General features: G+C 40.1%; 17 protein-coding genes and 1 pseudogene. 16 read left to right on the top strand and 2 right to left on the bottom strand.

What is annotated here, in order from left to right:
* Positions 1–106 precede the first annotated feature (106 nt).
* The 16 genes from G6069_RS02420 to G6069_RS02345 all read left to right on the top strand — a co-directional run bounded on the left by G6069_RS02420 (position 107) and on the right by G6069_RS02345 (position 19,575).
* Positions 107–2,947: a RecB-like helicase gene (locus G6069_RS02420; RefSeq protein WP_197293265.1), complete on the top strand. Its 2,841-nt coding sequence runs from the start codon at positions 107–109 to the stop codon at positions 2,945–2,947.
* Between the two features lie 23 nt (positions 2,948–2,970).
* Positions 2,971–4,287 carry a sodium/proton antiporter NhaA gene (gene nhaA / locus G6069_RS02415; RefSeq protein ID WP_197293264.1) on the top strand — a complete coding sequence of 439 codons (1,317 nt, stop codon included), beginning with the start codon at positions 2,971–2,973 and terminating at the stop codon, positions 4,285–4,287.
* A 47-nt stretch (positions 4,288–4,334) separates the two neighbouring features.
* Positions 4,335–4,628 carry a preprotein translocase subunit YajC gene (gene yajC, locus G6069_RS02410; protein ID WP_000529770.1) on the top strand — a complete coding sequence of 98 codons (294 nt, stop codon included), beginning with the start codon at positions 4,335–4,337 and terminating at the stop codon, positions 4,626–4,628.
* On the top strand, positions 4,629–6,206 hold the full coding sequence (gene secD, locus G6069_RS02405) for a protein translocase subunit SecD (RefSeq protein ID WP_197293263.1): 1,578 nt from the start codon (positions 4,629–4,631) through the stop codon (positions 6,204–6,206).
* Between the two features lie 8 nt (positions 6,207–6,214).
* Positions 6,215–7,186 carry a protein translocase subunit SecF gene (secF, locus tag G6069_RS02400; protein WP_197293262.1) on the top strand — a complete coding sequence of 324 codons (972 nt, stop codon included), beginning with the start codon at positions 6,215–6,217 and terminating at the stop codon, positions 7,184–7,186.
* Between the two features lie 9 nt (positions 7,187–7,195).
* A complete protein-coding gene (locus G6069_RS02395) occupies positions 7,196–7,534 on the top strand; it encodes a DUF6394 family protein (RefSeq protein WP_000383774.1) in 339 nt (112 codons plus the stop codon).
* 9 nt (positions 7,535–7,543) lie between these two features.
* A complete protein-coding gene (gene leuS, locus G6069_RS02390; protein WP_197293261.1) occupies positions 7,544–9,964 on the top strand; it encodes a leucine--tRNA ligase in 2,421 nt (806 codons plus the stop codon).
* Positions 9,961–10,473, top strand: coding sequence for an LPS assembly lipoprotein LptE (gene lptE, locus G6069_RS02385; protein ID WP_197293260.1), 513 nt, complete (start codon positions 9,961–9,963; stop codon positions 10,471–10,473). Before leuS ends, lptE begins: the two co-directional genes overlap by 4 nt.
* Positions 10,463–11,632: a glutamate ligase domain-containing protein gene (locus G6069_RS02380; protein WP_197293259.1), complete on the top strand. Its 1,170-nt coding sequence runs from the start codon at positions 10,463–10,465 to the stop codon at positions 11,630–11,632. Before lptE ends, G6069_RS02380 begins: the two co-directional genes overlap by 11 nt.
* The gene (gene csd2 / locus G6069_RS02375; protein ID WP_197293258.1) at positions 11,632–12,558 is read left to right on the top strand and encodes a M23B family cell shape-determining DD-metalloendopeptidase Csd2; all 927 of its coding nucleotides are present in this window, start codon (positions 11,632–11,634) and stop codon (positions 12,556–12,558) included. Before G6069_RS02380 ends, csd2 begins: the two co-directional genes overlap by 1 nt.
* A 9-nt stretch (positions 12,559–12,567) precedes the next feature.
* A complete protein-coding gene (csd1, locus tag G6069_RS02370; protein WP_197293257.1) occupies positions 12,568–13,506 on the top strand; it encodes a peptidoglycan DD-metalloendopeptidase Csd1 in 939 nt (312 codons plus the stop codon).
* Between the two features lie 14 nt (positions 13,507–13,520).
* Entirely contained in the window at positions 13,521–13,835 is a 315-nt protein-coding gene (locus G6069_RS02365) for a bactofilin family protein (RefSeq protein WP_000384498.1), read from the top strand.
* A 3-nt stretch (positions 13,836–13,838) separates the two neighbouring features.
* Complete coding sequence (gene mfd, locus G6069_RS02360; RefSeq protein ID WP_197293256.1) at positions 13,839–16,844, top strand: transcription-repair coupling factor; 3,006 nt, start codon at positions 13,839–13,841, stop codon at positions 16,842–16,844.
* A 124-nt stretch (positions 16,845–16,968) separates the two neighbouring features.
* On the top strand, positions 16,969–17,472 hold the full coding sequence (petA, locus tag G6069_RS02355; RefSeq protein ID WP_000763638.1) for a ubiquinol-cytochrome c reductase iron-sulfur subunit: 504 nt from the start codon (positions 16,969–16,971) through the stop codon (positions 17,470–17,472).
* A 10-nt stretch (positions 17,473–17,482) separates the two neighbouring features.
* Positions 17,483–18,721: a cytochrome b gene (locus tag G6069_RS02350; RefSeq protein ID WP_197293255.1), complete on the top strand. Its 1,239-nt coding sequence runs from the start codon at positions 17,483–17,485 to the stop codon at positions 18,719–18,721.
* The gene (locus G6069_RS02345; RefSeq protein ID WP_197293254.1) at positions 18,718–19,575 is read left to right on the top strand and encodes a cytochrome c1; all 858 of its coding nucleotides are present in this window, start codon (positions 18,718–18,720) and stop codon (positions 19,573–19,575) included. Before G6069_RS02350 ends, G6069_RS02345 begins: the two co-directional genes overlap by 4 nt.
* A gap of 118 nt (positions 19,576–19,693) precedes the next feature.
* On the opposite strand, the pseudogene G6069_RS02335 reads toward G6069_RS02345, so the two are convergent.
* Positions 19,694–20,417: pseudogene (locus G6069_RS02335) on the bottom strand (type II restriction endonuclease).
* Positions 20,410–20,598 (bottom strand): hypothetical protein, encoded by a 189-nt coding sequence (locus tag G6069_RS02330; protein WP_197293252.1) that lies wholly within the window; start codon positions 20,596–20,598, stop codon positions 20,410–20,412. The pseudogene G6069_RS02335 and the gene G6069_RS02330 overlap by 8 nt, the downstream one beginning before the upstream one ends.
* Between the last annotated feature and the right edge of the window lie 52 nt (positions 20,599–20,650).

The following is a 20,650-nucleotide window of genomic DNA, read 5'->3' as shown; positions in this document are numbered from 1 at the left end:
ACGACAAAACCCTATGATTATAGCAAAAGATTAGGGTTTTTTAGCTTAAGTAAAAAAGGCTTTTAGGTTATAATAAAGACAAAACAGAATTTTAGGATAGAACTCAATGGATACAAAAAGACAATGCATGGCTTTAAAGGCTTCAGCAGGGAGCGGGAAGACTTTCGCTTTGAGCGTGCGGTTTTTGGCCCTGTTGTTTAAGGGGGCTAATCCTAGCGAGATTTTGACGCTCACTTTCACTAAAAAAGCCACCGCCGAAATGAAAGAGCGCATTTTAGACTATTTAAAAATTTTGCAAAAAGAAGACCTTGAAAATGAAAAAGAAAAATCCCAAAATATCCTGAAAGAATTAGAAGAAAAATACCATTTAAACCCTGATTTGGTGCGAAATAGCGCTCCAAAAATCTACCAACGCTTTTTAAACGCTGAAATCAGAATCAGCACTATTGATGCGTTTTTTCAAAGCATTTTAAGGAAATTTTGCTGGTTTGTGGGGTTGAGCGCGAATTTTGAAGTCAATGAAGACACCAAAGCGCACCAACAACAGCTTAATGAGGGTTTCTTGAGCGCTTTAAATGGCGAACAGCTTGAGGAATTGAGCGTTTTTATCGCTCAATGCTTAAGCTATGATAATTACACAAGCGATTCTATTTTAGAGCGGTTGCGTTTTTTAAAAAACAAGCTCTATTTATTTGATCCTAATAAGAAAGAGCCTGCATTTGATGAAGAGGGTTTTTTAGAAAAACTAAGAAGCTTAAACGAACAAATTCAAAGCATAGAAACGGCGTCAGATAGGGCTAAAACAGCCATTAAATGCGATGATTTTAGGGGATTTTTAAACAGCTCTTTAACCTGGCTTGAAAAAAAGAGCGAATACATCTATTTCAAAAAATTAAAAGATGAAATCCCCACTTTAGAGAGCGAATGCGAAGAGATTGAAAACGATTTAAAACGCTATTATGAAGCCAAAGAAACCGCAATATTTAAAAAATTCCCTAAATTCATCCAGCTTTATGATAACGCTACTTCTAAAATCCAAGCCCTAGATTTTGATGCGATTAAAGATAAGGTTCATGTCTTATTGAATGGTTATGAAGAAATGCCGGCGGAGTTTTTTTATTTCAGATTGGACAGCAAGATCGTGCACATTTTGATTGATGAATTTCAAGACACGAGCTTGAACGATTATAAGATTTTAGCCCCTTTTATTGATGAGATTAAAGCCGGGATAGGGCAAGCAAAATGGCACAGGAGCGTGTTTTTTGTGGGCGATGTCAAGCAGAGCATTTATGCCTTTAGGGGGAGTTTTAGCTCCTTATTTGAAAGCGTTTCTAAGGATTTTTACCACGATAATTTGGAATTCAACCACCGCAGTGTGCCTTTAATCATTAATTATGTGAACACCATTTTTAAAAAGGCTTATCAAAATTCCCCCACCGCTTATTTGGAGCAAAAATACCCTAAAACTTCCAACAATAAACATGCTACAGACGGCTATGTTAAAGTCTCTTTAGTGGCTGATGAAAGAGAATTGTTGTTAGAACAAATCTTACAAGAAGCTCAAAACCTTTTAGAGCATCATATTGATCCTAAAGACATTACCATTTTATGCGCCACCAATAAGGACGCTTTAAAAATCAAAAATTATTTGCAAGAGCGTTTGAGTGCGATTCGCCCAAGCACGGAATCTAGCGCAAAATTGTCTCAATTTGTAGAATCCAAAATCATTAAGAACGCTTTAAAATACGCTCTAGCGGAAGAACCTTACAAGCCCTTTTATAAGCACAGCGTTTTAAAACTCGCTGGATACTTGCATGATGATGCGATCGTTCTACCCAGTTTTAACCCTAAAAAAGAGAGCGTGGCAGGCTTTGTGTGGAAGGTGATGGAGCAATTTGAGCTTTATGGAGAGCCTGCACAAAGCTGTTTGGAATTAGCGGTTGGGTGCGAAGACGCCGATGGATTTTTAGAAAAATTAGAGGCTAAATCGATCGCTTCTTCCCATTCAAAAGGCGCGCAGATCATGACCATTCATAAATCTAAAGGCATGCAATTCCCTTATGTGATCGTGTGCGAACGCTTGGGCAAGCCTAATTCAAGCCATTCCAATCAACTCCTTGAAGAATATGACGGCGCAGAGCTTGCACGCCTTTATTACAGAATGAAAAATCGTGAGATCATGGATAAAGATTACGCTAGGGCTTTAGACAAAGAAGAAGCGGCTAAAAATCATGAAGAAATTAATGTGTATTATGTCGCATTCACTAGGGCTGAGTTAGGGCTGATTGTCGTGGCCAAAGACAAAAAAGAAAGCAAAAAAGAAAGCAAAAACAAAACAATGCGCGAACAATTGGATCTTGCGCCTTTAGAAGAGGGAGAAATTATGCCGGTTATTTCTCCACAAAAAGAGCCTTTAATTACAAGCACTCTCATCAAGCCCCATGCCTATGGCGAGCAAGTCCAAGAGATAGAAGAAGAGCCAGATAGCGATTATGAAAAGAATGACGACCAGGAAGCGATCAATTTTGGTATCGCCTTGCACAAGGGATTAGAATACCAATACGCTTACAACATTCCTAAAAAAAGCGTTTTAGAATATTTAAACTACCACCATGGTTTTTATGGTTTGGATCACCAAGCGTTAGAAGAAAGTTTAGAGCTTTTTGAAAATGATATGGAAATACAAACTCTTTTTAAGAACTATTTCTTAAAGGGCGAAGCGGCTTTTTTATTTGAAGGGGTTGTGTCTAGGATTGATGTTTTATTGTGGGATAAGGGGCAAAATTTGTGTGTTTTAGATTATAAAAGCTCTCAAAATTACCAACAAAGCCATAAGGCTCAAGTGTCTCATTACGCTGAGTTTTTAAAAACTCAAGCCCCCCATTTTAAGATACAAGCGGGCATCATTTACGCTCATAAAAGACTGCTTGAAAAATTATGGGTTTGAAATTAAAAATTTTAGGGTTGTCTATGAATCTCAAAAAAACAGAAAACACGCTCAGTTTGACGCTTAAGAACTTCATTAAAAGCGAGTCTTTTGGAGGGATTTTCCTCTTTTTGAACGCCGTTTTAGCGATGGTGGTGGCTAATTCGTTTTTAAAAGAAAGTTATTTTGCGCTATGGCACACCCCTTTTGGGTTTCAAGTAGGGGATTTTTTCATCGGCTTTAGTTTGCATAATTGGATTGATGATGTCTTAATGGCGTTATTCTTTTTAATGATAGGCTTAGAGATCAAGCGAGAATTGTTGTTTGGGGAATTATCTAGTTTCAAAAAAGCTTCTTTTCCTGTGATTGCGGCTCTTGGGGGCATGATAGCTCCAGGATTGATTTATTTTTTCCTTAACGCTGATACGCCCTCTCAGCATGGTTTTGGGATCCCTATGGCGACGGATATTGCGTTCGCTTTAGGCGTGATCATGCTTTTAGGCAAGAGGGTGCCAACCGCCTTAAAGGTTTTTTTAATCACTCTAGCGGTGGCTGATGACTTGGGGGCTATTGTGGTGATCGCGCTCTTTTATACCACGAATTTAAAATTCGCATGGCTTTTAGGGGCTTTAGGGGTGGTTCTTATCTTAGCGGTATTGAACCGCTTAAATGTCCGCTCGCTTATCCCTTACTTGCTTTTAGGGGTGTTGCTTTGGTTTTGCGTGCATGAAAGCGGTATCCATGCGACAATCGCTGCGGTGGTTCTAGCTTTTATGATACCGGTGAAAATCCCTAAAGATTCTAAAAATGTAGAGCTTTTGGAATTAGGCAAACGATACGCAGAGACGAGTTCAGGAGCGCTTTTGACCAAAGAGCAGCAAGAAATCTTGCATTCCATTGAAGAAAAAGCGAGCGCTTTACAAAGCCCTTTAGAAAGATTGGAGCATTTTTTAGCCCCCATCAGCGGGTATTTCATCATGCCCTTATTCGCGTTTGCAAACGCTGGGGTGAGCGTTGATTCTAGCATCAATTTAGAAGTGGATAAGGTGCTTTTAGGGGTTATTTTAGGACTTTGTTTGGGTAAGCCTTTGGGGATTTTCTTAATCACTTTTATAAGCGAAAAGCTTAAAATCACCGCACGCCCTAAAGGCATCAGCTGGTGGCATATTTTAGGGGCTGGGCTTTTAGCAGGGATTGGCTTTACCATGTCTATGTTTATTTCTAATCTGGCTTTCACGAGCGAACATAAAGACGCTATGGAAGTGGCAAAGATTGCGATTTTGCTCGGATCTTTGATTTCTGGGATCATAGGGGCTTTGTATTTATTCGCGCTAGATAAAAGAGCGGCTTTAAAGAAATAGTGAAAAATGCTATAATTTGAGATTAAAACATCTTTTAAGGAAATTAAATGGGACAAATTAAAGACATTCTAACGACGCTTTTACCCCTTGTGGTGTTGTTTCTTATTTTTTATTTTTTGATCGTTCGCCCGCAACGCCAGCAACAAAAAAAGCACAAAGAAATGATAGAGGGCTTGACTAAGGGCGATAAAATTGTCACTCAAGGTGGGCTCATCGTTGAGGTGCTTAAAGCGGAAGCGAATTTTTTTAGCGTGAAACTCAATGATGACACCACCGCTAAACTTTCTAAAAACTATGTAGCGTTCAAATTAGACGAAGAAACAACACCAAATAACAACTGAATGAAACTTTTTAACGCTCGTTTAATCGTTTTTATTTGCGCGCTTCTTTTAGGGGTAGGGTTTTCTGTGCCTTCTTTGCTAGAAACTAAAGGCCCTAAAATCACTTTAGGGTTGGATTTAAGAGGGGGGTTAAACATGCTTTTAGGGGTACAAACCGATGAAGCTTTAAAAAACAAGTATTTAAGCTTGGCGTCTGCTTTAGAATATAACGCTAAAAAGCAAAATATCTTGCTTAAAGACATTAAATCTAATTTAGAAGGGATCAGTTTTGAGCTTTTAGACGAAGATGAGGCGAAAAAATTAGACGCGCTTTTATTGGAATTGCAAGGCCATAGCCAGTTTGAAATCAAAAAGGAAGCGGGGTTTTATAGCGTGAAGCTCACCCCTTTAGAGCAAGAAGAATTGCGTAAAAACACGATTTTGCAAGTGATAGGGATCATTCGTAACCGCTTGGATCAATTTGGTTTGGCAGAGCCTGTAGTCATTCAGCAAGGTAAAGAAGAAATTTCGGTGCAATTGCCCGGCATTAAGACTTTAGAAGAAGAACGGCGCGCTAAAGACTTGATTTCAAGATCCGCTCATTTGCAGATGATGGCAGTGGATGAAGAACACAATAAAGATGCGATGAAAATGACGGATTTAGAGGCTCAAAAATTAGGCAGTGTGTTGTTGTCTGATGTGGAAATGGGGGGTAAAATCTTGCTCAAAGCGATCCCCATTTTAGATGGCGAAATGCTTACGGACGCTAAAGTGGTGTATGATCAAAACAACCAGCCGGTGGTGAGCTTCACGCTGGATGCGCAAGGGGCTAAGATTTTTGGGGATTTCTCAGGCGCGAATGTGGGCAAACGCATGGCGATCGTTTTAGACAATAAGGTTTATTCAGCCCCAGTGATTAGGGAGCGTATTGGCGGAGGGAGCGGGCAAATTAGCGGGAATTTTAGCGTGGCTCAAGCGAGCGATTTAGCGATCGCTTTAAGGAGTGGGGCGATGAGTGCACCCATTCAGGTTTTAGAAAAAAGGATTATAGGCCCGAGCTTAGGGAAAGACAGCATTAAAACTTCCATTATCGCTCTAGTTGGGGGCTTTATTTTAGTGATGGGCTTTATGGTGCTTTATTACTCCATGGCGGGAGTGATCGCTTGTTTGGCGTTAGTGGTCAATCTTTTTTTGATTGTGGCGGTCATGGCGATTTTTGGAGCGACGCTGACTTTACCGGGAATGGCGGGGATTGTTTTAACCGTGGGGATTGCCGTGGATGCTAATATCATTATCAACGAGCGCATTAGAGAAGTCTTAAGAGAGAATGAGGGCATCGCTAAGGCGATCCATTTAGGCTATATCAATGCGAGTAGAGCGATTTTTGATTCCAATATCACTTCCTTGATCGCTTCGGTGTTATTATACGCTTATGGCACAGGAGCGATTAAAGGCTTTGCCCTAACCACAGGCATTGGGATTTTAGCCTCTATTATCACCGCTATTGTAGGCACGCAAGGGATTTATCAAGCCCTTTTGCCTAAACTCACTCAAACAAAAAGCCTTTACTTTTGGTTTGGCGTGAATAAAAGAGCTTAGGAGGTTTTATGGAATTATTCAAACAAACTAGAATCTTAAGCTTCATGCGTTATTCCAATTATGGGGTGATCGTTTCAGCGATCTTAGTGCTTCTAGCGTTGGGGCTTTTGTTTTTCAAAGGGTTTTCTTTAGGGATTGATTTTGCGGGGGGGAGTTTGGTGCAAGTGCGCTACACTCAAAACGCCCCCATTAAAGAAGTGCGCGATCTTTTTGAAAAAGAAGCTCGCTTCAAAGGCGTGCAAGTGAGCGAGTTTGGCTCTAAAGAAGAAATTTTAATCAAATTCCCTTTTGTAGAAACGGCTGAAAATGAAGATTTGAACGCTATCGTGGCTAACATTCTAAAACCCAGTGGCGATTTTGAAATCCGTAAATTTGACACCGTAGGCCCTAGAGTGGGGAGCGAATTGAAAGAAAAGGGCGTTTTGTCGCTGATTTTAGCCCTAATAGCGATCATGATTTATGTGAGTTTCCGCTATGAATGGCGTTTCGCTTTAGCGAGCGTCATTGCGCTTGTGCATGATGTGGTTTTAGTGGCAAGCTCAGTGATCGTTTTTAAGATTGATATGAATTTGGAAGTGGTTGCGGCCTTGCTCACCTTGATTGGGTATTCCATTAATGATACGATCATTATTTTTGATAGGATCAGAGAAGAGATGCTCTCTCAAAAAACCAAAAATGCCATTCAAGCCATTAATGAAGCCATTTCCAGCACGCTCACGCGCACGCTTCTAACTTCTTTAACCGTGTTTTTTGTGGTGTTGATTTTGTGCGTGTTTGGGAGTAAGATCATTATTGGCTTTTCATTGCCCATGCTAATAGGCACGATTGTAGGGACTTATAGCTCTATTTTCATCGCCCCTAAAGTAGCGTTATTGTTAGGCTTTGATATGGATAAATATTATGAGAATGAGGCTAGAAAAATCAAAAAAGCTCAAGAGAAAGAAAAAATGCGCCGTCTGTATGAGGGCGGTCAAGTTTAAGGAGTTTCTATGGATTGGGGTCGGGTCGTTCATGTGCTGTTCAGCCTTATTTCTTTAACCACCATTGCAGGGTTTTTGTATGAGCCTAACACGGTGGTGTTGTTTGTAGCGTTAGCTTTAAACCTTATTTCCGTTACGCTTAAAATTGGGGTGTGCAAGCGTTTCGCTTCAGAGCTGTTGGCCAGCTCTTTAGCTACCGTGTTGCATCTCATACCGGCGTTTGTGTTTTTACAGATTTTAAACAATTTGGTTACAGCTTACATGCTCATGATTGGGGCGTTGATTAGTAACGCTTTCAGCCTTATCTTTTTGTTGATTGAAAGCGTTGTAACGAGTGAAACAGACTAAGGGGTAACGATGGATTTTATCAATATAGAAAAAAAATGGCAAGAATTTTGGTGGAAAAATAAGAGTTTTGAGCCTAAAGACGATTTTAACCTCCCTAAAAAATACATTCTAAGCATGCTGCCTTATCCTAGTGGGGAAATCCACATGGGGCATGTGCGCAATTACACCATTGGCGATGCGTTGGCGCGTTATTATCGTTTGCACCATTACAATGTGTTACACCCTATGGGGTTTGATTCTTTTGGGATGCCTGCAGAAAATGCGGCCATTAAGCATGGTATCCACCCTAAAACCTGGACTTATGAAAACATTGAAGCCATGCAAAAAGAGTTTGAAGCTTTAGGGTTTTCTTTTTCTAAAAACAGGGAATTTGCCACTTCAGATCCGGATTACACGAAATTTGAACAGCAATTTTTCATTGACTTGTGGGAAAAGGGGCTGATTTATCGCAAGAAAGCCATGCTCAATTGGTGCCCTAACGACAAAACCGTTTTAGCTAATGAGCAAGTCATTGATGGGAGGTGTTGGCGTTGCGATACGGAAGTTGTTCAAAAAGAACTCTATCAATATTATTTGAAGATCACAAACTACGCTGAAGAATTGTTAAAAGACTTAGAAACTTTAGAAAATCATTGGCCTTCTCAAGTCCTAACCATGCAAAAAAACTGGATAGGGAAATCTAGTGGGTTGCAATTTGGCTTTAAAATCGCTGATGAGTGCTTGAAAGCTTGCAATAACATTCAAGAAATTGAAGTTTTTACCACAAGAGCGGATACCATTTATGGCGTAACTTACATCGCCATCGCCCCAGAACACCCTTTAGTAGAGCATGCCATTAAGCGAGTGAGCCAAGAAGATTCAAAGATTATTAAAGCGATTTTAAACACGACTCAAAGAGAAAGAGCCTTAGAGAAAAAAGGGGTGTTTTTAGGCGTTTATGCTATCCACCCTTTAACAAAGCAAAAAATCCCTGTTTGGGTGGCTAATTTCGCCCTAGCCAATTATGGCTCTGGAGCGTTAATGGGCGTGCCAGCTTGCGATGAAAGAGATTTTGAATTCGCTAATCTTTATCATATCCCTATTAAAGTGATCACTCAAAGTTCTCAAAATTTGCCCCACACCAAAGAAGAGGTTTTAAAAAATAGCGGGGAGTGGAGCGATCTTTCTAGCTCAGTGGCCAGAGAACAAATCATCGCTTATTTTGAAAAAGAAAACCTCGGTAAAAGGGTCATCAATTACCGCTTGCAAGATTGGGGAGTGAGCCGTCAAAGGTATTGGGGAGCGCCCATTCCTATGATTCATTGCAAACATTGCGGGATTGTGCCTGAAACCCAACTACCGGTAACTTTACCTGAAGACATTGTGATTGATGGGGAGGGCAATCCGTTAGAAAAGCATGTGAGTTGGAAATTCGCTCAATGCCCTAAATGCCACAAAGACGCTTTAAGAGAAACAGACACCATGGACACTTTCATCCAATCCAGTTGGTATTTCTTGCGCTACACCACGCCCAAAAATCAGCGTGAAAATCAAGCGTTTGATCAAAATTACTTGAAGTATTTCATGCCGGTGGACACTTATATTGGCGGCATTGAACATGCGATTTTGCACTTGTTATACGCACGCTTTTTCACTAAGGCTTTAAGGGATTTGGGCTATCTCAATTTAGATGAGCCTTTCAAACAGCTTATCACTCAAGGCATGGTTTTAAAAGATGGCGCTAAGATGAGCAAATCTAAAGGCAATGTCGTTAGCCCTAAAGAGATACTTAAAAAATACGGGGCTGATGCTGCAAGGCTTTTTATCCTTTTTGCTGCCCCACCGGCTAAAGAATTGGAATGGAATGACAGCGCTTTAGAAGGGGCGCACCGGTTTATCAAGCGCTTATACGACAAAGCGAACGCCATTAGCCCTACTACTTCTAAGCCTGAATTTAAAGGAGTGAGCCTGAATGAAGCGCAAAAACTAGCCCGCAAAAAAGTCTATGAGGCGTTGAAAAAATCGCATGAAATTTTCAATAAGGCTGAAAGCGCTTACGCGTTTAACACTTTGATCGCAAGCTGCATGGAGGCTTTAAACGCTTTGAGCGCGCAAACTAATGAGCAAATTTTATGCGAGGGTTATTTTGTGTTGTTGCAAATCTTAGAGCCTATTATCCCACACGCGGCATGGGAGTTGAGCGAGAGGTTTTTTAAAAGAGAGAATTTCAAGCCTATAGAAGTAGATGAAAGTGCTTTGATGGAAGACTTTATGACTTTAGGGCTTACCATTAATGGCAAAAGGCGCGCGGAACTGAAAGTCAATATTAACGCCAGCAAAGAAGAGATTATTGTTTTGGCTAAAAAAGAATTGGAGAAATATTTAGAAAACGCGAGCGTTAAAAAAGAAATTTATGTGCCTAATAAACTTGTTAATTTTGTCATCGCATGAGGGCTTTACTTTTTTTTATTTTATTGCTTTTGTTCAAGGGCTGTGGGTATAAACCCATCGCTACTTACGCTCAAAACGCGCTTGGCGATAGCGTGTATATAAAACTCATTGTGAATTTGCCTAACCCTGAAAACTCTGTGGAGTTTAAGGATTTGATGAATCGTTTAGTCGTGCAACGCTTCCAAAACCGCCTGGCGAGTGAAAAGGATGCGGATTCTATCATTATTATAGAAATCACGAATGTAACCGATACGAGCATCACGCAAAATAAAGAAGGTTTTACGACTTTTTATCGTGCGACCGTGTCTGTGAATTACACCTACGATAATAAAAGAGGCGTTAGAAAGACTTTTCAAAATAGCGGATACTACAATTACGCCGTGAATTTGCAAGACCCCCTTAACACTTTCCAGAACCGCTATTACGCTATCAATCAGGCTGTGGAACAAACTTTGACTAAATTTGTGGCTCAAATCGCTTATGAGGGGAAATTCAATAATGAAAAATAGTCATGGGTTAAAGGCGTTTTTAGAAACAAAGCCTAAGGAATACCATAAATTTGATCCTAGCCGTTTCATTCAAATTTATAAAGATTTTAAAAACGCTTTTTTTGAGATTCAAGCCAAAGTCATTCATGTGGTAGGGACTAATGGTAAGGGCAGCACAGGGCGGTTTTTAACCCTTTTATTAGCCGATCAAAATTTTAAGGTGTTGCATTTCACCTCCCCTCATGTTTTTGAATTTAGGGAGCGCTTTTATTTGAATGGTTCTGTTGTTGAAGAAAGCGTTTTAGAAAACGCCCACCAGCAATTGCAATCGCACGCTTTCATCAACGCTTGCTCGTATTTTGAATACGCTACCTTACTAGCTGTCATTCTCGCTAAAGATTGCGATTATTTGGTTTTAGAAGCGGGGCTTGGGGGGGAGTTTGACAGCACGAACGCTTTAGAAAAAACCCTAAGCGTTTTCACCCCCATTGATTACGATCATAAGGAATTTTTAGGGGATAGTTTAGAAAGCATTGCGACTACTAAATTAAAAGCGATGGGCCCTCTTAGCATCATCGCTCCCCAACAAGAACTGGTTTTAAATGCGGCTCAAAAAATCGCCAAAGACAAACACGCGCAATTGATTGTGGTTCAAAATGAAATTTCAAAAGGAGTCAAGGATTATATTGAACGCTACCATTTAGCCCATTTTTTAGCGATGAATTTAGAAGTGGCTCTAAAAGCGTTTGAAACGCTATTACCATGCAATAAACAAGAAGTTTTAAAAAACCTAAAACCCCTAAATTTAATCGGCCGTTGCGAGCTTTTAAGCCCTAATATTTTAATAGATGTGGGGCATAACCCCCATAGCGCCAAAGCCTTAAAAGAAGAAATCAAGCGCGTTTTTAACGCTAAAATCATTTTGATTTATAACTGCTATCAAGATAAAGACGCTTTTTTGGTGCTAGAAATTTTAAAGCCTGTGGTTAAAAAGGTTTTGATTTTAGAATTGCATAATGAAAGAATTATCCAATTAGAAAAGCTTAAAGGGATTTTAGAAACTTTAGGGTTAGAACACGCTTTGTTTGAAGATGTGGAAGAAAATGAAAATTATTTGGTGTATGGCTCATTTCTGGTAGCCAACGCTTTTTATAAACGCTATCAAAAGAAGAGGGATTAATGCCGCAAAACCAGCTTGTGATCACCATCATTGATGAATCAGGCTCTAAACAGCTCAAATTTTCTAAAAATTTAAAACGCAACCTCATCATTGCTGTTGTCATTCTTTTATTGATCGTGGGGCTTGGCGTGGGGTTTTTAAAATTTTTAATCGCTAAAATGGATACGATGACAAGCGAGAGGAATGCGGTTTTAAGGGATTTTAGGGATTTGTATCAAAAAAATTACACTTTGACAAAAGAGATTAAAAACAAGCGAGAAGAGCTTTTTATTGTGGGGCAAAAGATCCGTGGGTTGGAATCCTTGATTGAAGTCAAAAGAGGGGCTAATGGGGGCGTGCATCTTTATGATGAAGTGGATTTAGAAAATTTGAGCTTAAATCAAAAAAATTTAGCGCTCATGCTCATTCCTAATGGCATGCCCTTGAAAACTTATAGCGCTATCAAACCTACCAAAGAAAGGAACCACCCCATTAAAAAGATTAAGGGCGTTGAATCCGGGATTGATTTTATCGCGCCATTAAACACGCCTGTGTATGCGAGCGCTGATGGGATTGTGGATTTTGTGAAGACTCGTTCTAATGCGGGGTATGGGAACTTGGTGCGCATTGAGCATGCGTTTGGTTTTAGCTCCATTTACACGCATTTAGATCATGTCAATGTGCAACCTAAAAGCTTTATCCAAAAAGGGCAGTTGATTGGTTATAGCGGGAAGAGCGGTAATAGCGGCGGTGAAAAATTGCATTATGAAGTGCGCTTTTTGGGTAAAATTTTAGACGCAGAAAAATTCCTGGCATGGGATTTGGATCATTTCCAAAGCGCTTTAGAAGAAAATAAATTTATTGAATGGAAGAATCTGTTTTGGGTTTTAGAAGACATCGTCCAGCTCCAAGAGCATGTGGATAAAGACACCTTAAAAGGTCAGTAGGGGTTTTTGGTGTTTTTAGACAGGCGTTTGATTGTGATGGTTACGGACTCTAAAGGGAGCCGTTACATTAATGTGCATATCTTATTCCGCCAAATCAGTTTGTATGCGCTGTTGAGCGTTGTGGGATCTTTATTGTTTTTAGGCGTTTCGTTACTGGTTTTAAATAAAGAAATTAAAAATATTGAAAAACAGCATGCTTTAATCACTAAGGAATTTGAGAAAAAAAGAGAGACTAATGAAAATCTTTCTTTGCAAATGGATGAGTTTTTAGACGATTTGCAACTTTCAGGGGAGCGCATCAACGATTTAGAAGAAGTGGTGGGGGTGAATAGGCCTGAAGAAGAAAAAGAAGAGGGTAATTTTTCCAGCCGCTTGGATGTGGCTGGGATTACCGGGCTTCAAAAAAGCTTTATCATGCGCCTTATCCCTAATGACTACCCACTAGAATCCTATCGGCGCGTTTCAGCCGCTTTTAATAAAAGAATGCACCCTATTTTGCATGTGTTGCACAACCATACCGGGCTTGATTTAAGCACCGCCATTAACACGCCTGTGTATGCGAGCGCGAGCGGGGTAGTGGGGTTAGCGAGTAAGGGGTGGAATGGGGGGTATGGGAATTTAATTAAGGTTTTCCACCCTTTTGGTTTTAAAACCTACTACGCCCATTTGAATAAAATCGTCGCAAAAACGGGCGAATTTGTCAAAAAAGGGCAGTTGATTGGGTATAGTGGTAATACAGGAATGAGTACAGGACCGCATTTGCATTATGAAGTGCGCTTCTTAGATCAACCCATAAACCCCATGAGTTTCACCAAATGGAACATGAAAGATTTTGAAGAAGTTTTTAATAAAGAAAGGAGCATCAGATGGCAATCTTTGATAACAATAATAAATCGGCTAATGCAAAAACAGGACCAGCGACTATCATCGCTCAAGGCACAAAAATAAAGGGTGAGCTTCATCTGGATTACCATTTGCATGTGGATGGCGAATTAGAAGGAGTGGTGCATTCTAAAAGCACGGTGGTGATCGGGCAAACCGGCTCGGTAGTGGGTGAGATTTTTGCCAATAAATTAGTGGTCAATGGCAAGTTCACTGGCACGGTGGAGGCGGAAGTGGTAGAAATCATGCCTTTAGGACGCTTGGATGGTAAGATCTCTAGCCAAGAGCTTGTGGTGGAAAGAAAGGGGATTTTGATTGGGGAAACCCGCCCTAAGAATATTCAAGGGGGGGCGTTGTTAATCAATGAGCAAGAAAAGAAGATTGAAAATAAATAGGGAATGATCCAATCTAGCCTTTATAGAGCCTTAAACAAAGGCTTTGATTACCAAATACTCGCTTGTAAGGATTTTAAAGAATCCAAGCTCGCTAAAGAAGTCATAAGCTATTTTAAGCCAAATATTAAAGCCGTTCTTTTCCCGGAGTTTAGGGCTAAAAAAAACGACGATTTGCGTTCGTTTTTTGAAGAATTTTTACAGCTTTTAGGGGGTTTGAGGGAGTTTTATCAAGCCTTAGAAAACAAGCAAGAAGTTATCATCATTGCCCCTATTAGCGCGTTATTGCACCCTTTACCTAAAAAAGAACTTTTAGAGAGCTTTAAAATCACTCTTTTAGAAAAATATAACCTTAAGGATTTGAAAGACAAGCTCTTTTATTATGGCTATGAAATTTTAGACTTAGTGGAAGTGGAAGGCGAAGCGAGCTTTAGGGGGGATATTGTGGATATTTATATACCTAATTCTAAGGCGTATCGCTTGAGTTTTTTTGACACCGAGTGTGAGAGCATTAAGGAATTGGATCCCACCACTCAAATGAGCCTTAAAGAAGATTTGCTAGAAATTGAAATCCCCCCCACGCTTTTTAGCTTGGACGAACCATCTTATAAGGATCTGAAAACAAAAGTGGAACAAAGCCCCTTAAATAGCTTTTCTAAAGATTTAACCAGTTTTGGTTTGTGGTTTTTAGGAGAAAAAGCAAACGATTTGTTGCACACCTATAAAAGTATTATAAGCCCTAAGGCTTTAGAAGAAATTCAAGAATTAGCGAGCTTAAACGAATTGGATTGTGAGCGTTTCAAATTTTTAAAGGTTTTAGAAAACGCGCAAGGTTATGAAGATTTAGAAATCCATGCGCATGCCCTAGAAGGCTTTATCGCTTTGCATTCAAATCATAAAATCACGCTCCTAGCCCCCAATAAAACGATTTTAGACAATGTATTAGGCACGATTGAAAAAAGCAGCATTCAATGCGTCATCGCCCCCTTTGTGTTAAACTTTAAAACCCCTGATGGGATTTTTATTTCGCTCAATTCCTTTGAAAGGAAGAAAAAACGCCAAAAATCCAAGCTCGCTTTGAACGAATTGAATGCGGGCGAATGGGTGGTGCATGATGATTATGGGGTGGGCGTGTTTTCTCAATTAGTCCAGCACAGCGTTTTAGGGAGCAAGAGGGATTTTTTAGAAATCGCTTATTTGGGTGAAGACAAACTGCTGTTGCCGGTAGAAAACTTGCATCTCATCGCTCGCTATGTGGCGCAAAGCGATAGCGTGCCAGCTAAAGACCGGCTAGGGAAAGGGAGTTTTCTCAAATTAAAAGCTAAAGTCAGGACTAAGCTTTTAGAGATTGCAAGCAAGATCATTGAATTAGCGGCTGAACGCAATTTGATCTTGGGTAAAAAGATGGATGTGCATTTAGCGGAGTTGGAAGTCTTTAAATCGCATGCGGGGTTTGAATACACCAGCGATCAAGAAAAAGCCATCGCTGAAATTTCAAAGGATTTAAGCTCTAAGAGAGTGATGGACAGATTGTTGAGTGGGGATGTGGGTTTTGGGAAAACAGAAGTGGCGATGCATGCAATTTTTTGCGCGTTTTTGAACGGCTTTCAAAGCGTGCTAGTCGTGCCTACCACTTTATTAGCGCACCAGCATTTTGAGACTTTAAAGGCGCGTTTTGAAAATTTTGGCGTTAAAGTGGCTCGTTTGGACAGGTATATTAAAACCAGCGAAAAAAACAAGCTTTTAAAGGCGGTGGAATTAGGGCAAGTTGATGCGCTAATAGGCACGCATGCGATTTTAGGCGCGAAATTTAAAAACTTGGGCTTAGTGGTGGTGGATGAAGAGCATAAATTTGGCGTGAAACAAAAAGAAGCTTTAAAAGAATTGAGCAAAAGCGTGCATTTTTTAAGCATGTCCGCCACGCCTATCCCGCGCACTTTGAACATGGCGCTCTCTCAAATTAAAGGCATTAGTTCTTTAAAAACCCCACCCACAGACAGAAAGCCCAGCCGCACTTTTTTGAAAGAAAAGAATGACGAACTCTTAAAAGAGATTATTTACAGAGAATTACGCCGTAACGGGCAAATTTTTTACATCCATAACCACATCGCTAGCATTTCAAAAGTCAAAACCAAGCTAGAAGAGCTCATCCCTAAACTCAAAATCGCCATTTTGCATTCCCAAATTAACGCTAGTGAGAGCGAAGAAATCATGCTAGAGTTTGCTAAGGGAAATTATCAGGTTTTATTATGCACTTCTATTGTGGAATCAGGGATTCATTTGCCTAACGCTAACACGATTATTATAGATAACGCACAAAATTTCGGGCTGGCTGATTTGCACCAATTAAGAGGGCGTGTGGGGAGAGGCAAAAAAGAAGGCTTTTGTTATTTCCTTATAGAAGATCAAAAAAGTTTGAATGAACAGGCTTTAAAACGCTTGCTCGCTTTAGAAAAAAATTCGTATTTAGGCAGTGGGGAGAGTATCGCCTATCATGATTTAGAAATCAGGGGGGGCGGGAATTTGCTCGGGCAAGATCAGAGCGGGCATATTAAAAACATTGGTTATGCGCTCTATACGCGCATGCTTGAAGACGCGATTTACGAATTGAGTGGGGGGAAGAAAAGGCTTGAAAAAAGCGTAGAAATCCAACTTGGCGTGAGCGCTTTTTTAAACCCTGAACTCATTGCAAGCGATAGTTTGAGGCTGGATTTGTATCGCCGTTTGAGTTTGTGTGAAAATGTAGATGAGGTGGGGCAAATCCATGAAGAAATAGAAGATAGGTTTGGCAAAATAGACGATTTGAGCGCTCAATTTTTGCAAATCATTACGCTTAAAATTCTAGCCAACCAGCTTGGCATCCTTAAACTTTCTAATTTCAATCAAAACATCACCCTTACTTATAGCGATGAAAAGAAAGAAAGCTTGAAAGCCCCAAGCAAAGACGATAACGATATTTTAGAAACCCTTTTGAAACATTTGCGCGCTCAAATTTCTTTAAAGCGGCGTTAAAAGCGTTTGATTTTAGTCTCAATTTTGTTATTTTAAAAAAATTATTAAGAGAGTTTGTTGTAAAATAGGGATTTGCTAGGCCTTTAGTCGTTAAAAGGTAATTATCATTAAGGAGTTTTTAATCATGGCAGATATTCAAAGGCGTGATTTTTTAGGAATGAGCCTTGCTAGCGTTACAGCTATAGGGGCTATAGCCAGTCTAGTAGCGATGAAAAAGACTTGGGATCCGCTTCCAAGCGTTGTTTCAGCCGGTTTTACAACCATAGATGTAGCGAACATGCAAGAAGGGCAGTTTTCCACCGTGGAATGGCGTGGGAAACCGGTCTATATCCTCAAGCGTTCTAAAAAAGAGGGCTTTAATGAAAAGCGCGATTTTAAAATTGGCGAGAGCGTTTTTACAACAGCCATTCAAATTTGCACGCATTTAGGGTGTATCCCCACTTATCAAGATGAAGAAAAAGGCTTTTTATGCCCATGCCATGGGGGGCGTTTCACTGCTGATGGCGTGAATATTGCCGGCACCCCTCCTCCACGCCCTTTTGATATCCCGCCTTTTAAAATTGAAGGCACTAAAATCACTTTTGGTGAAGCCGGGGCTGAATACAAGAAAATGATGGCTAAAGCGTAAGGAGAGTTCCATGGCAGAGATAAAAAAAGCGAAGAATTTAGGCGAATGGTTAGACATGCGTCTTGGCACTAACAAGCTTGTTAAAGTGCTAATGACAGAATATTGGATCCCTAAAAACATCAATTTCTTATGGGCGATGGGGGTGATTTTATTGACCCTTTTTGGCGTGCTTGTAGTTTCAGGGATTTTCTTGCTCATGTATTACAAGCCTGATGCAAAAATGGCGTTTGATAGCGTGAATTTCACCATCATGCAAGAAGTGGCTTATGGTTGGCTTTGGCGCCACATGCATGCCACGGCAGCGAGCATGATTTTTGTTATCATTTATATCCACATGTTTGTCGGTATCTATTATGGCTCTTATAAGAGGGGTCGTGAGATGATTTGGATTAGCGGGATGATTTTGTTTGTGGTCTTTAGCGCGGAAGCCTTTAGCGGGTATATGTTGCCTTGGGGGCAGATGAGCTATTGGGCCGCAGCGGTTATCACTAATTTATTTGGAGGCATTCCTTTCATTGGGGCTGATGTGGTGGAGTGGATTAGGGGCAATTATGTCGTGGCGGATTCCACTTTAACGCGTTTTTTCATGCTCCATGTCTTTTTACTGCCCATTGCGATCATTCTACTTGTTGGGGTGCATTTTTATTCTTTACGCATCCCGCATGTCAATAACCAAGAAGGCGAAGAAATTGACTTTGAATTGGAAGAGAAAAAATTCATTGAAGGCAAGAAAAAAGAATCTAAAGTCATTCCTTTTTGGCCGGTATTCTTGTCTAAAGATATTTTTGTGGTTTGTGCGTTCATGGTCTTTTTCTTTTACTTGGTGTGTTACCACTATGATTTTGCGATGGATCCTATCAACTTTGAAAGGGCTAACAGCCTTAAAACGCCGCCTCACATTTATCCTGAATGGTATTTCTTATGGAGCTATGAAGTCTTAAGGGGCTTTTTCTTTAGCGCTGATTTAGGGCTAATGGCCTTTGGCGTGGCGCAAGTGATTTTCTTCTTACTGCCCTTTTTAGACAGAAGCCCGGTTGTCGCTCCTGCGTACAAACGGCCTGCGTTTGAGGCGTGGTTTTGGCTTTTAATCATTGATATGATTGTTTTAACAATCTATGGTAAATTGCCTCCGCTTGGGATTGGTAAATACATTGGCCTAGTGGGTTCAATCACTTTTTTGGCCCTTTTCTTTGTGGTGTTGCCCATTATCACTATCGCTGAAAGGAAGAAACAAGGGGGTGTTAGATGAAAGAATTTAAGATTCTAATCATCCTTATTGTGGTGGTAGGCGTGATTTATTATGGGGTTGAGCCTTATGCACATTCGGTGATGCACCCTAAAGTCGCTCCGGCGGATTTTGCTTTCAAGGATTTAGAGCCGATGGATTTAAAAAATGGCGACGCTAATAAAGGAAAAAAGCTTGTAGCCGAAAATTGCACCGCTTGCCATGGTATTAAATCCCAAAACATTCCAGCCCCTATGGACAGCCTTAGCGCGAGCAACTCTTTTGGAGTTGTGCCACCGGATTTAAGCCATGTAGCGGGGGTTTTAAATTTGAATTTCTTAGCCCACTTCATCAAAGACCCCGTGAAAACGGCGAAATTGAGCCATAAATTCAATGATGAAAGACCCTATCCTATGCCGGCATTTTCTCAATTTAGCGATCAAGATTTGAGCGATATTGTGGCGTATCTCACTTCTATTTTGCCTAAAAATTTGAGCGATAAGGAAGTGTTTGCCCAAAGCTGTCAAAGGTGTCATAGCCTGGATTATGCTAAAGATAAGGCCTTTAGCGATCCTAAAGATCTAGCCAATTATTTAGGCTCTCATGCACCTGATTTGTCCATGATGATTAGGGCTAAGGGCGAACATGGTTTGAATATTTTCATCAACGATCCGCAAAAGCTTTTGCCTGGCACGGCTATGCCTAGAGTGGGGTTGAGTGAAAAAGCTCAAAAACAAGTCATCTCTTATTTGGAAAAAGCGGGCGATAGGAAAAAACATGAAAGGAATACTTTAGGGATTAAGATCATGATTTTCTTTGCGGTGCTATCGTTCTTGGCTTACGCGTGGAAAAGAAAAGTTTGGAGCGAAGTGCATTGAATTGAAAAAGGGGGGGAGGGCATGTAAGGGGCTTTTTCTATGAGACTGATCATCAATTTCTTTACGCTAAAAATAAACTCGTATTCTACAAGAAATAGATAAATGGGCAATAAATACGCTAATGAGTGAGCGTTTTCAAAAATTCCAAGACATTCCGCTCTCTTAAAATGTGGTTGGGCGAAAAGAAGCTTTCAATCTGGTGGTGGTTAGAAAATTCCTTTTATGCTCATAAGCTTTTCTGATATAGGGGGCAAAGGGGTTTTCTAAATCCTTTAAGGCGTTTTTCAAACTTCCTTCATCTTTATCTAAAATATCAAAATACTTGAGTAAGACCTCTCTGGTTTCATAACTCAAAATATCTGAACCTTTAAAAAAAGTGATGTCTGCATTAGCGACTCCATACACATAAACCGCATTGGGTTTAGGTAGGTTTGAATTCCACATGGGGCGAGAAGTTTGAAGGTTTTTTCACCCTTATCGTTTTTAGAAAACTTGATTTCAATCCCCACCACATGATCAAAAATAAAAACCAAAAAATCAGGGTAATTTTGTGAGCCAAAAGGCTGGTATAAAAAATGGCTTGTAAGGTTTGAAAAAGGGTTTTTAAGGGTGTGTGGGTGGTTTTTTTCTAAAACTTGCTTTTTGAGTTGGTTAAAAGCGGTTTTGATTTCTTTATTAGGCTTTTCTTCAATATGGCTTAATCTTTCTGTTAAATCGCCGTTGATTTCGCTAAAGTGTTTTTTTAATTCATTCCTAAATTGGTTTTCAAACTGCTCCCCTGTGCTAGAACTTGCAAAAAACTTTCTTTTATTGGTAATTTCTTGGAACACTTTTTCAAGCATGCATTTCCTTTAATTTGCAATATTCTTCCACAAAATCATAAGTAGAAAACCCTAAAACTTGCGTGTTTTTATGAGCGAGTTTGTTAAAATCAATTTTATGGATAATCCTTAAAGCTTCTTTGGAGTGGGCTTTAATGAAAAAATATTGTCGGTTTCTAAACCACCCAAGCAGAAATCCCAAATATCTTTAGTGTTTGGGATGAATGCTTTAGTTCCGCTAGGAACTATAAAAA

Source organism: Helicobacter pylori, from assembly GCF_017594925.1.
GTDB lineage: Bacteria > Campylobacterota > Campylobacteria > Campylobacterales > Helicobacteraceae > Helicobacter > Helicobacter pylori_DP.
This window is presented reverse-complemented; position numbering and strand designations above follow the sequence as displayed.